General features: G+C 58.4%; 22 protein-coding genes. 20 read left to right on the top strand and 2 right to left on the bottom strand.

Annotated elements, in window-relative coordinates:
- From B5G42_RS14420 to B5G42_RS18220, 5 genes are all read left to right on the top strand, one after another.
- A partial coding sequence (locus B5G42_RS14420) for a ParA family protein (RefSeq protein WP_140399861.1) occupies positions 1–465 on the top strand: 465 nt, incomplete at its 5' end.
- Complete coding sequence (locus tag B5G42_RS14425; protein ID WP_087271730.1) at positions 452–1,426, top strand: DUF3102 domain-containing protein; 975 nt, start codon at positions 452–454, stop codon at positions 1,424–1,426. The genes B5G42_RS14420 and B5G42_RS14425, both read left to right, overlap by 14 nt.
- Positions 1,423–1,758 (top strand): hypothetical protein, encoded by a 336-nt coding sequence (locus B5G42_RS14430; RefSeq protein ID WP_087187492.1) that lies wholly within the window; start codon positions 1,423–1,425, stop codon positions 1,756–1,758. Before B5G42_RS14425 ends, B5G42_RS14430 begins: the two co-directional genes overlap by 4 nt.
- 5 nt (positions 1,759–1,763) lie before the next feature.
- Positions 1,764–3,533 (top strand): PcfJ domain-containing protein, encoded by a 1,770-nt coding sequence (locus tag B5G42_RS14435; RefSeq protein WP_087271733.1) that lies wholly within the window; start codon positions 1,764–1,766, stop codon positions 3,531–3,533.
- Positions 3,530–3,676, top strand: coding sequence for a hypothetical protein (locus B5G42_RS18220; protein ID WP_158094653.1), 147 nt, complete (start codon positions 3,530–3,532; stop codon positions 3,674–3,676). The genes B5G42_RS14435 and B5G42_RS18220 overlap by 4 nt, the downstream gene beginning before the upstream one ends.
- Before the next feature lie 195 nt (positions 3,677–3,871).
- Here the strand turns inward: B5G42_RS18220 and B5G42_RS14440 are convergent, their stop codons facing one another.
- Both B5G42_RS14440 and B5G42_RS18225 read right to left on the bottom strand, forming a co-directional pair.
- On the bottom strand, positions 3,872–4,066 hold the full coding sequence (locus B5G42_RS14440; RefSeq protein ID WP_242961238.1) for a hypothetical protein: 195 nt from the start codon (positions 4,064–4,066) through the stop codon (positions 3,872–3,874).
- Positions 4,067–4,084: 18 nt separating this feature from the next.
- Positions 4,085–4,258: a hypothetical protein gene (locus B5G42_RS18225; RefSeq protein WP_158098640.1), complete on the bottom strand. Its 174-nt coding sequence runs from the start codon at positions 4,256–4,258 to the stop codon at positions 4,085–4,087.
- Between the two features lie 64 nt (positions 4,259–4,322).
- Here B5G42_RS18225 and B5G42_RS14445 point away from each other — a divergent pair, with 64 nt between their 5' ends.
- The 15 genes from B5G42_RS14445 (at position 4,323) to B5G42_RS18405 (ending at position 13,564) form a co-directional block, all read left to right on the top strand.
- Positions 4,323–4,526 carry a hypothetical protein gene (locus B5G42_RS14445; protein ID WP_087271739.1) on the top strand — a complete coding sequence of 68 codons (204 nt, stop codon included), beginning with the start codon at positions 4,323–4,325 and terminating at the stop codon, positions 4,524–4,526.
- Positions 4,526–5,347, top strand: coding sequence for a rolling circle replication-associated protein (locus tag B5G42_RS14450; RefSeq protein ID WP_087271742.1), 822 nt, complete (start codon positions 4,526–4,528; stop codon positions 5,345–5,347). The genes B5G42_RS14445 and B5G42_RS14450 overlap by 1 nt, the downstream gene beginning before the upstream one ends.
- Positions 5,348–5,697: 350 nt before the next feature.
- A complete protein-coding gene (locus B5G42_RS14460) occupies positions 5,698–6,015 on the top strand; it encodes a hypothetical protein (protein WP_087271748.1) in 318 nt (105 codons plus the stop codon).
- Positions 6,016–6,119: 104 nt separating this feature from the next.
- A complete protein-coding gene (locus B5G42_RS14465) occupies positions 6,120–6,470 on the top strand; it encodes a hypothetical protein (protein ID WP_087271751.1) in 351 nt (116 codons plus the stop codon).
- Complete coding sequence (locus tag B5G42_RS14470) at positions 6,467–8,119, top strand: terminase large subunit (protein ID WP_206406197.1); 1,653 nt, start codon at positions 6,467–6,469, stop codon at positions 8,117–8,119. Before B5G42_RS14465 ends, B5G42_RS14470 begins: the two co-directional genes overlap by 4 nt.
- Before the next feature lie 9 nt (positions 8,120–8,128).
- Positions 8,129–9,382: a phage portal protein gene (locus B5G42_RS14475; protein WP_087271754.1), complete on the top strand. Its 1,254-nt coding sequence runs from the start codon at positions 8,129–8,131 to the stop codon at positions 9,380–9,382.
- A complete protein-coding gene (locus B5G42_RS14480) occupies positions 9,351–9,935 on the top strand; it encodes an HK97 family phage prohead protease (protein ID WP_242961239.1) in 585 nt (194 codons plus the stop codon). Before B5G42_RS14475 ends, B5G42_RS14480 begins: the two co-directional genes overlap by 32 nt.
- Entirely contained in the window at positions 9,932–11,122 is a 1,191-nt protein-coding gene (locus B5G42_RS14485; protein ID WP_087271760.1) for a phage major capsid protein, read from the top strand. The genes B5G42_RS14480 and B5G42_RS14485 overlap by 4 nt, the downstream gene beginning before the upstream one ends.
- 55 nt (positions 11,123–11,177) lie before the next feature.
- Positions 11,178–11,456 carry a head-tail connector protein gene (locus B5G42_RS14490; protein ID WP_087271762.1) on the top strand — a complete coding sequence of 93 codons (279 nt, stop codon included), beginning with the start codon at positions 11,178–11,180 and terminating at the stop codon, positions 11,454–11,456.
- Positions 11,449–11,772 (top strand): hypothetical protein, encoded by a 324-nt coding sequence (locus tag B5G42_RS14495; protein ID WP_087271765.1) that lies wholly within the window; start codon positions 11,449–11,451, stop codon positions 11,770–11,772. Before B5G42_RS14490 ends, B5G42_RS14495 begins: the two co-directional genes overlap by 8 nt.
- The gene (locus tag B5G42_RS14500; RefSeq protein ID WP_087271768.1) at positions 11,753–12,130 is read left to right on the top strand and encodes an HK97 gp10 family phage protein; all 378 of its coding nucleotides are present in this window, start codon (positions 11,753–11,755) and stop codon (positions 12,128–12,130) included. The genes B5G42_RS14495 and B5G42_RS14500 overlap by 20 nt, the downstream gene beginning before the upstream one ends.
- On the top strand, positions 12,127–12,432 hold the full coding sequence (locus tag B5G42_RS14505) for a hypothetical protein (protein WP_087271771.1): 306 nt from the start codon (positions 12,127–12,129) through the stop codon (positions 12,430–12,432). The genes B5G42_RS14500 and B5G42_RS14505 overlap by 4 nt, the downstream gene beginning before the upstream one ends.
- A gap of 2 nt (positions 12,433–12,434) precedes the next feature.
- On the top strand, positions 12,435–13,016 hold the full coding sequence (locus B5G42_RS14510; protein WP_087271774.1) for a major tail protein: 582 nt from the start codon (positions 12,435–12,437) through the stop codon (positions 13,014–13,016).
- A 12-nt stretch (positions 13,017–13,028) separates the two neighbouring features.
- Positions 13,029–13,391 (top strand): hypothetical protein, encoded by a 363-nt coding sequence (locus B5G42_RS14515; RefSeq protein WP_087271777.1) that lies wholly within the window; start codon positions 13,029–13,031, stop codon positions 13,389–13,391.
- 8 nt (positions 13,392–13,399) lie between these two features.
- Positions 13,400–13,564: a hypothetical protein gene (locus B5G42_RS18405; RefSeq protein WP_164475034.1), complete on the top strand. Its 165-nt coding sequence runs from the start codon at positions 13,400–13,402 to the stop codon at positions 13,562–13,564.
- Positions 13,565–13,572 lie beyond the last annotated feature (8 nt).

Consider the following 13,572-nt stretch of genomic DNA (forward strand, 5'->3'; position numbering starts at 1 on the left):
GCGCTGCGGGATATGCGGGAGGCTTTGGAGGAGGACGGGGCCTATGACGTGATGGTCATCGACTGCCCGCCCAACCTGTCCGCCGCCTGTGTGTCTGCCATTCTGGCCAGCGACGCCATTATCATCCCGGTGCTGTCCGATGCCTGTTCGGCCACCGGCGTGGGGGATCTGGTAGACCAGATCGACAGTCTGCGCTCTCTTCACCCTGATCTTCGAATATCCGGGGTGCTCTTTAACCAGTGGCACAGGGCTCCGGTGGTGGAGGATGCTATGACCACCATTCGGGAGGAATGCCCAGTCCCCATCTTCGACACGGTGATCCGGCGCACCGACAAGGTGCCCGAGTCCAGCTGGGCCCGGATGGCGGTGCAGCAGTGGAGCCCCTTCTGTTCGGCGGCCCGGGATTACCGGGCCTGGGTAGCGGAACTGGCGGCAAAGGAGGGGATCCAGTATGGGCAAGCCTGACCTGGGGCGGCTCATCGCCCAGACTATGGCCCCGACGGCGGAGGACAGGACCATCGAGGTCATTACCGGGGAGATCCTGGATGCCAAGCGGGCTGGGGGAGAGGCTATCCTCACCATTGGCCGGTGCCTCATCGAGGCAAAAGATATGCTGTCCCACGGGGAGTGGCGGTCCTGGCTGGAGGAGCAAGTAGAGTTCTCAGAACGATCCGCCCAGCGATTCATGAGACTGGCCCGGGAGTGGTCAAATCCGACAACGTTGTCGGATTTGGGAGCCTCCAAAGCCTTGGCGCTCCTGGCATTGCCGCCGGAAGAGCGGGAGCAGTTTATGGAGGACCACAAGGTCATCGACATGAGCGCCCGCCAGCTGGAGCAGGCCATCAAGGAGCGGGACGAGGCCAGAGCGGCCGCTGAACGGGCGGCGGCAGACCAGCGCACGGCTGAGCAGGCCCGGGATAAGATGGCGGAGGACATGAAGTTTCTCAATGTCCGTTTGGCTGGAGCCAAAGAGGATCGGGAGCAGGCCATGCAGGATGTGGCTCGCCTGGAGGCTGAACTTGCTGACCTGAAGGCCAAACCGGTGGAGGTAGCGGTAGAGACAGTCATGGACCAGGCTGCCATTGACAAGGCCCGGGCCGACGCCATCGCCGAGATGCAGGAGAAACTGGATAAGGCAAAGGAGGCGGCGGCCAAGGCCAGGGACAAGCAGAAGCAGGCCGAAGCCTCTGTGGAAGTTCTGAAGCGGTCTCTGGAGGAGCGGGACAAGTCGGACAAGCAGGCCGCCATTGCAGGAGACAAGGAGCTGGCGCAGTTTGAGGTGCTTTTTAACCAGGGGCAGGAACTGGCCAACAAGCTCCACGGACTGTTGCTGAAGGCCAGGGGCCGGGAGGATCAGACCGCCGCCAAGGGCATGGAAAAGGCCCTGAAGGCTCTGGCTGAGGCCATCGGGAGGTGCGCGGAGTGATTCAGGAGGCAATTAGGAAGCTGCGGGAGCAGCAGAGCAAGGTCAAGGAGCGCTCTCCTCAGTGGATGGTGGCGGAGCAGCTGATAGATCTGGTGCGGGCGGAGCCCCGGTGCGCGGAGATCCTTGCCCAGGACCTGGAGGTGGAGGCCATGTCCATCACGGAGGCCGAGAAGAAAATCAAGGCCTACGCCGATGGGCACAAAACCGGCAATTTTGCCTGCGTGATGCCAGGTGAGGCAGACCGTATCCTCCGGGAGTTCTACGGCCTACCGGAGCGAGGAGCCGTAGAAGCCGGCGTTATCGGCCTGGATCTGGCCGATTTTCTGGGGTGAGCGCCATGGAAGATATGCGGAATCTGGTGCCGCGCCAGGCACCGGAGGGGTTCCTTACCTGGGTGTCGGCGATCTGTCAGGACGAGCTGGATACCCACGGATTCCTCTACGAGCAGGAGTGGGTGGAGGACTGGGGGCTGGATGTGCTGATGGACGAGTGGGCCAGCCCCAGGAAGCGGAAGATGGTTCGAGTGCAGTGCTCCTGCTGCGGCTATCAGGATCTGTACCACTACGGGAGAGGGCTGAGAGGCTATGGATTTATTCTCCCGGAGAGCTTTACCGAGATGGAGGGCGGGCAGGTCTATGAGGACGGAGACGCCATCCTGTGCCCCAGCTGCGGCTGCCCCGTGCAGATTCGCCGCCGGGCGGCCCTGCGACAGAAGGGGTACTTCGTCCCTTCGGAGAGCCGCGCCATGAGCGCCGCTGTGGTAGGGGAGGACCGCTTGCTGGCCCTTACCGGCTGGGTGATCCAGCGCCGGGTATCCTATGGCGGCGGGGAGTGGCTGGAGGCCGTTGCTGCGGAGGCCTATGTGTTCTCTCCCACGGACTGCGCCCAGCTGATGGGATGGGTCAACGCCTACAGCGGGAACGCCGGGTACTTCATCCAGTACACGCGGGAGTGGAGACAGCCACGGGAGTGGAGGGAACGCTGGGGGGAGGCGGATGAGATCTTCGGCCTGTCGGAGGAACTGCTGGCGGAGAGCTGTCTGCCCCACTGCAAGCTGGACGTGTACATGGAGCACCGGCCCGGGGCGTATCACTTCCCGGTGGCCTGGCTGCGGCTGTACCAGGCTCACCCCAGTGTGGAATCGGTGCTGGTCCATGGCCTGCCCAGGGTGCTGGATGATCTGCTCTATTCCCAGTGCCGGCAGGAGGACCAATGGGAGAAAAACAAGAAGGGCCTTCCGGATCTGCACGAGCTGGACTGGAGCCAGACCCGGCCCGCCCAGATGCTGCACCTGAACCGGGAGGAGCTGCGCCTGGCCCGGGATCAGGACTGGGGACAGCTGTTCTGGGATCTGTTCCGGTACAGCAAGGCCGCGGGGGAGCTCCTCACCGGGGAGGACATCGTCAACGCCTTCTATCTGGGCGACGACCATGTGGGCCAGCTGGTGGGACTGGGGCCGGTGGCAAAAAGCATCCGGTATCTGCTCCAGCAGTGCGGCCAATGGGAGGACGCCTATGTGCCGGAGCCGGAGGACGAGGACCCACCCGCGGACGCGGAGTGCCCGGATGTGCAGATTCTTACCGACTACTGGGATATGGCCCAGCGGCTGGGCTGGGACCTGAGCAATGATCGGGTGCGGTTTCCCCACGACCTGTTTGCCGCCCACGACGAGGCCGCCGTCCAAGTGTCCTTCCTGAAGGAGAAGGGCCTGGCGCCCAGCTTCCGGGTGCGGCGAATGCAGCTGCGTAAGTATGTCTTTGCCGCAGACGGATTTTTCATCCGGCCGGCGGCCAGTCAGAAGGAACTCACCGACGAGGGGAACGCCCTCCACCACTGTGTCAGCAGCTATGGCAAGAATCACGCCAGCGGAAAGACGGCCATCTTCTTCATCCGGAGAAAGAGGGCGCCCAAGGAATCCTACTACACGCTGGAGCTGGATGAAAAAAAGCTGGAGGTCCGGCAGAACCGGGGGCTGCGAAACTGCCCCAGAACACCGGAGGTCCAGGCCTTTGAGGAACTGTGGATCCGCTGGGTGCGGGCGGGGGCACCAAGAGATGGGAGTGGAAAGCCAGTCATTGACGTAGGGAGGGAGGTGATTGTGGCGTGAAGGATGTAAAGCACCTCAAGCCTGGAGATCCCTGCCCGATCTGCGGGAAGCCGATCAAAACAGAGGACCCGGAAGCTTTGTTTGTGCTGTCGGTTCTGGCTGACCTGATCGATGTGGCAAAACAGGACGCAAAAGATACCTGACTGCATAGCCGCTCCGGCTCTCTGCCGGGTGGGTGCGCCACCACCCGGACCTCTCTCTTTTTCTTTGTCCGGGGCCCTGCTGATCCGAAGGCCTGCGTCCCAACGTGGGGTAGTGGTAGGAAAAGCGGGGCGCCCGGCAGAGAGCCGGAGCAGCAAAGTGCCGCCCACAGCGGGGCGGCACTTTGACACATACCATTACAGCTCTTCCTGGTCGGCAATGGGCTTTTGGTGGTACACCTTCAGGCCGGGACCGGAGGTGCCCGACACGATGGGGTTGGCCTTGGCCTTCCCGTGCTTGGCTTTGCCTTGGATCTCGGGCACGGGAGACTCCGAATTGCGGGGCCGGGTGTGGGTCACATCAGGACGTGCCATGCCTTGCTTGGCCATCATATCACCTCAATCTTTGTGTTAAAAGAGCTGCTTGACCTCTTCGGCCATACGTTTCAGGTCTTCCAGGGTGGCAGGCTGCTGCTTGCGGGAGCGGATCTTAGCCTGGATATAACCGGGCAGCTGGACAAAATAGGCCTCCATGGCCGGGTCTTCCATCAGATTGGCATACCGATCGCTGTACGTGGGCTCCATGCGATTCACCTCCGGTGATAGCTTGCCCACGGACAGCGCACTTCATTTCAAACGGAGGGATTGGATGAAAAACAAAAATTTGCGACGAATCTCTGTGTTGGTGACGGCCCAGACTGTCGCCAACCTGGAGAAGCTGGCCCAGATGGACGGACAGCCCAGCATCGGCCGGGTGATGGACAAGCTGGTGCGGGAGAAGATGATCTCCCTGCGCCAGCCGGAGACTCTCTGGAAGAAACATTATATTGACCGGTTCCAAGAGGTGCGCTGATGAAGCGGCTGAAACACATCCGGGCCGGACTCGTGAATTACGATTATCTGGTGGCGATTCCATCCAAAGGAGACAGCCCACGGGTAAGAGCGGCAAAGCGTGCAGCGTCCACTGCGGCGCAGCAGTACATGAACCTCAAAAACAGCTGGAGGGAACTGGAGCTCAAGCTGGGTGCCAATTTTTGGGGAAAGGATCATGTTGTTACCTTTACCTATGACGATGCCCACTTGCCCGCGGATAAGGTTGCGGCGGGGAAGGAGTTCCAGAAGTTTATCCGAAAATTGCGTGGGGGGCGACGAAGGCGACTTAGTAATCTCCTCTATGTGTTTGTGACCGAAGGGTACCACCACAAGGCAGCAAACTCGTTCCTGATGGAGGACGGTTATCTGGAGGATTGCCGCCTCCACCATCATGCTGTAATCAACGGGACAGGCCCAGGCGATTATGACGAACTGCGATCCCTCTGGCACGGGGGAGGCTACATCCGCATTGAACCGCTGGACGTCCACTATTACCGGGAACTGGCCAAGTACATGACCAAAGAGGCCCGAGAGTTCGGAAAACCGAAGCCAGGGGAGCGGACATGGCGGGCGTCCAGGAACCTCAAGGGGTATGAGGTGGAATATACCGACATCCCATCTGACTCCATGACCCTTGCCCCGCCCTTTGGCGCGGTGGACTATGAGGCCTTTGGAGAAGCGAACCCCTATGGATACGCCATGTTTGTGGGAGCCCGATACCTATTATATGAGGAAGCCGATCCAGGACTGTCCTATACAAAAGGACGGCAGCGACCGCCGCTTAGTCATTTTCAACCTTGAAACCAGTGTTAATAATCGAACCGAGCTGTAGAAAAGGAGGAAGGTCCCTTGCAAAAGAGCCCAGAACCGTGTAAACTGGTCAACAAGGATAGACGTATTATCTGTCCCGTCTGCGGCAGACCGACACAGTATCGTGTGCGGCCAGACAGCCAGGCAAGAAACTGGCCCATCTGGTGCAAGCACTGCCGACAGGAAAGTATCGTGAATATCGAAGCGCCTGAGCCAGCGTCCAAAGAGACCAGCGCCTGAGCCAATGATCGCCCGTATGGGGGTCGTGGCTTGGGCGCTTTTGTTTTTCCCTGAGGTGATAGCCAGGGTGCAAAAGGCCGGGCCGCGGCGTCGGAGATAACATGAAAGCATTTGCCAAGCAGTTTTACCGCTCAAAGGCATGGCGGGCCTGCCGTGCAGCATATATCGCCAAGCGCCTGCGGATCGACGGCGGATTGTGCGAGGAATGCCAGGACCAGCAGGGATATATCGTCCATCACCTGATCACGCTGACACCGGAGAATATTGTCAATCCCGCGGTGGCGCTGAACCACAGCTTGCTTGCCTATGTGTGCAAGGATTGCCACGACGCTTATGAGGGCCACGGCCTGACCAAAGGCAAACCCATGGCCTGTTCATTTGGTCCGGACGGTCAGCCCATCGACAGACGGCGGCTTTGACCGCACGAAATATCCCCCCCTATGCCGCGGCGTGGGGGAGGGCCTGGGAGACCGTTGAGCGGGGCTAAAAAAGAGCGGGTCATACGCAGGAGGGGGGTGTGGAAATGGCAAAAGGACCTAGCAAGAAAGAGCTGGGCCGGTTCGCAGATACCTATAAAGCGGCCAGTCCGGAGCAGCAGAAAATCTGCCTTCAGCTGATCCTGAATGCGGTATTCATGGAGGAGCAGTTGACCCAACTTCAGGCTGAAATTCGGGAAAAAGGCGTCAAATCTGAGTACCAAAATGGCGAAAATCAGTGGGGTGAAAAGAAGTCCGTGGAAGTGGATGTCTATAATGCCATGATCAAAAACTACGCCGCAGTGATCCGCCAGTTGGGGGATATGCTGCCCCAGGCTCCGCCCGCCGATGATGAACTGACACACTTCCTGAAAACCGGGGGCGGTGGTGCCAGGTGACGGACCTGGAGCGTTATTGCACTGGTATCCTGGACGGCAGGATCACGGCCTGCCGCCGGATGAAGCAGGTTTCGGAGCGGCTGCTGGAAGATCTCATCAATCCTGGGGAGTTTCACTTTGACCCGGATATCGCTGCCAGGCACATTCAGTTCATCCAGCGCTTTTGCAAGGTCCCATCCGGCCGGCTGGGGGCTCCCCTGAAGCTGGAGCTGTTCCAGCGGGCCCGGTTGGAGGCGGTGTTCGGCTTTGTGGATGATAACGATTTACGCCGATACAACGAAATTCTCATCATCGAGGGGCGGAAAAATGGGAAGACCACGGAGACGGCAGCTGTAGAGTTGGATCTGTTGGTCAATGATGGGGAGGGCGCACCCCAGATCTATAACGTGGCCACCAAACTGGATCAGGCCCGCCTGGGTTACGATGCGGCCGTTAAAATGCGGAAGATGTCGCCGCTGCTGGCCAAGCACCTGAAAAAGCGGTTGTCGGACATCTACTGCCCCATGAATATGGGCTTCATCAAGCCCATGGCATCCAATACCTCTAGCCTGGACGGCCTGGACGCCCATGGCGCCACCATCGACGAATTGGCGGCCATTAAAAACCGGGACCTGTATGACCTTATCAAGCAGGCCATGGGTGCCCGGAGTCAACCGCTGCTCTTTGTCATCACTACCAACGGCTTTGTGCGGGAGGGTATCTTTGATGCCCAGTATCAATATGCCTGTGACATTCTGGATGGAAAGGCAAATAACCCGAGATTTTTGCCCTTTATTTACGAGTTGGATGATCGGAAAGAGTGGGACGATCCGGCGTGCTGGGAAAAGGCCAACCCAGGGCTGGGGACCATCAAAAGCCGTACCTACCTGGCCGAGATGGTACAGAAGGCCAAGGACGATCCCAGCTTCAAGCCCACCGTCATGGTCAAGGACTTCAATATGCCCCAGACTTCGGAGGGAGCATGGCTGCGCTGGGAGGAGCTGAATAATGAAGCCACCTTCCAGATCCCCTTTGACTATGGCATCGGCGGCTTTGACGCGGCCGATACGACGGATCTCAATGCGGCAAAAGCCATCTGTATGCGGCCGGATGACCCAAATCTCTATGTGCGGTCCATGTACTGGATCCCGGAGGCCGTGCTGGAGGAAGCTAGGCGGTCGGGCAGCCGGCGCGAGCGGGATAACGTGCCGTACTCCCTATGGGTGGAGCAGGGCTATATGCGTACCTGCCCCGGACGGAAGTGCGACAAACAGATCTTCCTGGACTGGTTCAAGGAACTGAGGGACAGCGAAGGGCTGTATATGCTCTACATTGGATATGATCCGTGGCACATCGATGACAGCCTGCTGCGGGCCTTCCAGGCGGAATTTGGGCCGGAGTCTATGATTCCTGTACGGCAGGGACCGGCTACCCTTTCCCAACCAATGAAGGATCTGAAGGCCGACTTCCGGGACCATCGTGTGATCTATAACAACAATCCGGTGGATAAGTGGTGCCTGGTGAACAGCGAGGCCAAGACCGACGTCAACGGCAATATCCAGCTGGTCAAGACCCTGGACCCCCGCCGGAGAGTGGACGGCACTGCGGCGCTTCTGTGCGCCTATACGGTGCTCCAGGACAAGAAGGATCTGTACATCAACCTGAACTGAGGTGTGACTATGGGGCTGTTTGAAAAGCTCTTTCCAAAAAAGACCGCCGAAGCGGCAGTTTATACCTACTTCAAGACCCTGGGAGGGTATGCGCCGGTCTACACCTCATTTGAGGGCGGCGTCTATGAGATGGCGCTGACCCGGGCCTGTATCCATACCTTTGCCACCCATGTGAGCAAGCTGCGTCCGGTAGTCATGGGGCCGAACGGGCGCCGGATGGAGCGGATGCTGCAATTCCAGCCCAATCCGTGGATGGATACCAAGAAATATCTGTATCGTTTGGCTACCATCTACAAGACGGAGAACACGGCCTTTATTGTGCCGGTGTGTGAAGATCCCGAACAGCTGCGGCTGTCCGGATTTTATCCGATTCTTCCATCTCAGGCGGAGATTGTGGAGCGCGGCGGGGTGCCCTATGTGCGCTTTCGTTTTCCCACCGGGGATGTGGGGGTGATGGAGCTGGACTATACGGGTATCCTGACCCAATTCCAGTATCGCAGCGACTTTTTCGGAGAGCGCAACGGCGCCCTGCAGCCCACTATGGAACTCATCCACGCCCAGAATCAGAGCATCATCAATGGAGTCAAGGCGTCCGCTTCGGTGCGCTTTCTGGCCAGATTGGTCAACGTGCTTAAGCCGGAGACCATGAAGGAGGAGCGGGACCGCCTGGTCCAGGACAACCTGACATCGGGAAACTCCGGCGGCGTCATGATTTTCGACAGCAAGTATGCCGATATCAAGCAGATCGACAGTAATCCTTATATCGTGGACGATAAGCAGGCGGCCCAGATCCGGGAGTCGGTGTTTGACTACTTCGGTATGTCGGAGGCTATTTTGCAGAACAAGTATACCTCTGATCAGTGGTCGGCTTATTATGAGGGACAGATCGAGCCCTTTGCCATTGAGTTGGGATTGGTGCATACCAATATGGCCTATACGGAGGCGGAGGTGAACCGGGGGAAAGAGATCGCTTTCTCGGTGAATCGGCTCCAGCACATGACCATGTCGGACAAGCTGGAGACAGTGACCCAGCTCTTTGACCGGGGGATGATGAACATGGACGAGGGGCGGGAGGTGTTCCAGCTGCCTGCCCTGAATACCGCAGAATCCAAAAAGTATTACATCCGGCGGGACTACGCCGAGGTGAATGTGCTGGGGCAAGAGCCGCCGGCACCAGAAAAAACGGAGGTGAATGAGAATGCCGGTGTGCAAGGATCGGGAGTACCGGGCAATGCCGCTGATGGTCCCGACAGCAGCCAATAAGAGGTTTGATACCGACTACTATGTGGAGGGCTATGCTACCACCTTTGATGACCCATATGTCCTGTGGGAGTATGACGGTGTTCAGTACAAGGAGGTCATTGACCGCCATGCGTTGGACGGCGCCGACTTGTCCGATGTGATCATGCAGTATGACCACGGTGGGCGAGTTTTTGCCCGGACCGGAAAGAGCAATACTCTGCTCATCGAACCTCAGGAGCACGGACTCTTTATGGCGGCAGACCTGTCCAAAACGGAGCAAGCCAGATCCATGCACGAGGATATCGCCGCCGGACTGGTGACCAAGATGTCCTGGGCGTTCACAGTACAGGAAGACTCCTACGACCGGGATACCCATACCCGGCGCATTTTGAAAATCCGGAAGGTATACGACGTATCGGCGGTATCGTTTCCCGCCAACCCGTCTACCGATATTTCCGCCCGTTCCTGGCTTGACGGAGTGATCGAGGCAGAAAAAGCGGAGCGACTTGCGGCCCAGGCCGCCGAGCGGAGAAAGCAAAGGCTGAGAGTTTATTTGGAGGTAATCAGAACATGAAGCAGAATCAGAGTGTGCTGAGAGGCATTGGCCTCCAGTTTTTTGCAACCCCCAGCGCCCGTATGGGCGAGATCGAGAGTCGTCTGGCTGCCATTGCCCAGGAACTGGAGAAGGATGACGCCGATGTGGACGCCCTGGAGCGGGAGACCCGCGCCCTCAAGGAGGAGCGGGATACCCTGAAGCGCAGCGCGGAGCGGCGGCGGAAGCTGCTGGAGGATATCGGCAGCGGCCGCTCCGGTCGAGTGACCCGTACCTTTGAGGATGAGGGAGTGGAGAGCCGTACCTACGGCGTGGACACCCCGGAATACCGCTCCGCCTGGCTGCGGAATCTCCAGGGCCATGAGCTGACTGTGGAAGAGCGGGCGGCGGTGACCGCGTCGGCGGCCATTCCCACCACCACTATGAACAAGATCATTGCGCGCATGGAGCTGACGCCCATTATCCAGGCCGTGGACGTGACCTATATCCCCGGCAATGTGACTTATCCCATCGAGAAAACCGTCAACGGTGTCAGCTGGGTGGATATGGGTACCGCGGCCACCGACAGCGCCGACGCCCTGGACGCCATTACCCTGGGAGCCTACAAGCTCATCAAGACGGTAGAGATCACAGCCGACGTGATGGCCATGGGCATCGATGCCTTTGAGACCTGGCTGGTGGCCCGCTTGGGCAACAAGATGTCCGTGGCCGTGGCTGCCGCCATCGCAGCCGGAACCGGTAGCAATCAGGCCACCGGCCTGACCAAGCGCGGCGAAATTACCCAGACCGGCACCTACACCAAGGCGGGTATGACCTATAAGGATCTGATGACCATCCTGGCTACCCTGCCCACTCAGTACATGGCCAACGCCAAGTTTGCCATGCCCCGGGCCGTGTTCTATTCCGATCTGCTGGGTATGACGGACAGCAACGGAAAGCCTGTGGTGGTGGCCGATGTCCAGAGCCCCGCCAAGTTCAATATCCTGGGCTATCCTGTGATTCTGGAGGACAGCTTCCCCAAGGACAACATCGTATTTGGAGACCTTTTCGAGGGCTACAAGTTCAACTTTGCTATGTCTCCCACCGTGGAGAGCGACAAGTCGGTGGCCTTCCGCAGTGGCTCCACCGTCTACCGGGTCATGGCTCTGGCGGACGGCAAGCCTGCTGACAAAAACGGCCTGTGCCTGTTTACCCGGGCAGGCGCCTGATATCCTGTGCCGGCGGCCCGGATAGGGCCGCCGGCGGATCTAGGAGGGATGTGACATGAGCCAGGTGGAGGATATCCGTCGGGCATTGCGTATTTCCAACGACAGCCTGGACGATGAGATCCGGGATACCATCGACGCAGCGGTGCTGGACCTCAGAACGGCCGGAGCTGGACGGGGTGATGTAGATGCCCTGACTCGTATGGCAGTGAAGCTGTACGCCCGCTGGCAATTCGACTACCGGGGCAAGGGGGAGCAGTACCGACAAGCATATGAAAGCCTGAAGGCTGCGCTTTCCCTGTGCCCGGAATATAGGGAGGATGACGGTGATGGATGATACACTGGTGCTCATCGGTCAGTCCTACATCCAAAATGATCTTTTGGAGCAGGTGCCCAGTGGGCCGGTGCGGACTGAGATCTTTGGTGAAGAACGATCGGTCACCCGGTCGGAATGGTACGAAGGGGGCCGGGAGGGAATGAAACCAGAATGCCTCTTTATTACACCGTCTGTCAACTACAGTGGACAGCAGGAGGCGGAGCTTCATGGACGCCGGTTTCGAATCTACCGTACCTACCGATGCAGGGAAACGGATGAAACGGAGCTGTATCTGGAGGAGCAGGCGGGGGTAGCCGATGGGAAAGATACGTATTAACCAGCTGGAGGCTGCCTTGGGGACGGAACTGTCCCGCTATGGGACTGAGGTCAATGAGGAAGTCAAGAAGGCTGTGAGATCTGCAGCTCAAGATTGCAAAGTGGACATCCAGCGCCGCAGCCCCAAACGGACAGGGAACTACCGCAAAGGCTGGCGGACTGAAATAGTCTACGATGGCCCTGATGGCATCCGGGTTCGGGTGTTTAACGGGACAAATGGGCAACTGACCCACCTGCTGGAGAACGGCCATGCAAAGATCGGCGGCGGTCGGGTGGGCGGAACGCCCCACATCCGCCCTGCGGAGCAGAAGATTGAGCGGCAGCTGCTGCAGGGATTGAAGGAGGCATTGGAGCAGTGACCCAGAAAGAACTGGCGGATCGCCTGGCAGGTACAAGACTGCCCGTGGCCTACCGTGCTTTTCGTACCAGACAGGCGCCCCCCTATATCTGCTATCTTTATGCCTACGATACGAAGTTTTTTGCGGATGATGCCATGTACTTCTCAGCCGGACACTATCAGGTGGAGCTCTACACCAGCGTCAAGTCTCCAGATATGGAGTCGGTGGTGGAGGATGCTTTGACCGGTCTTAACTGGGAAAAGACGGAGGAGTATCTGGCATCGGAAAAACTGTATCAAATCTTATATGAAATTGAGGTGTGATCATGGCAACAGGCAAAGCCAACAAGGTCAAGTTTGGCCTGAAAAATGTACATTACGCGCCCCTTACCGTTGGGGAGGAGGGCGAGATCACCTTCGGGACCCCTGTGGCGATTCCCGGCGCGGTCAATCTCTCTATGGATGCCCAGGGAGATCCCAGCACGTTCTATGCCGACGACATGGCATATTACGTTACCACCGCTAATGACGGGTACAGTGGGACTCTGGAGATTGCCCTGATCCCTGACAGCTTCCGGAAGGATATTCTCAAGGAGACGGAAGACGAGACCGACAAGGTGCTGGTGGAAAACGTCAGGGCAGAGAGCCAGCCCTTTGCGCTGCTCTTCGAATTCGCCGGCGACCAGAAGGCAATCCGCCATGTTCTGTACAACTGCTCCGCGTCTCGCCCCAGTGTAACCGGCAGTACCACCACCAATACAAAGGAGCCTTCCACGGAGAGCCTTACTCTTACGGCGTCTCCCTTGGCCAACGGCAATGTCAAAGCCAAAACCACCCCGGATACGCCGGATGAAAAATACAATAACTGGTACAAGTCCGTATGGCAGCCTACCGCTGCTACTGCCTGAGAGAGGTAGTATATGGAGAAGATCATTCAGATCGACGGACGTGATATTTGCTTCCGGGCAACCGCGGCCATTCCGCGCCTGTACAGGATCAAGTTTGGCCGGGACATCATGCAGGACATGAAGGATATCCAGCAGGCGGTGGAAAAGGCGCAAAACGGCGAGGAACCCATTCCGGTAAAGCTGTTGGAGGTGTTTGAGAATGTGGCATATCTGATGGCCCGTCATGCAGCTCCTGATATGCCGGAGCATAGCGTGGAGGAATGGCTGGATGGATTTGATACCTTCTCCATCTACGAAGTGTTCCCAGAGCTGCTGGAGTTGTGGAGGGCCAACAATGCCACCCTTGTGGAAAGCAAAAAAAAACGAACCCGGTAGACCGGGAAATGACAACTGCGCTGTTCCTGCTGAGGACAGCGCAGTTGGGTATACCTATCCGAGACTTGGACCTGCTTACCATCGGAATGGTGACCGATATGCTGATAGAGGCGGGCAATGATGGGTATGAGTATGACCGTCTGCCTACCCAGGGAGACTTTGACGCATTTTAGGGAGGTGC

The sequence above is a fragment of the Flavonifractor sp. An91 genome (assembly GCF_002159225.1).
Lineage (GTDB): Bacteria > Bacillota > Clostridia > Oscillospirales > Oscillospiraceae > Flavonifractor > Flavonifractor avicola.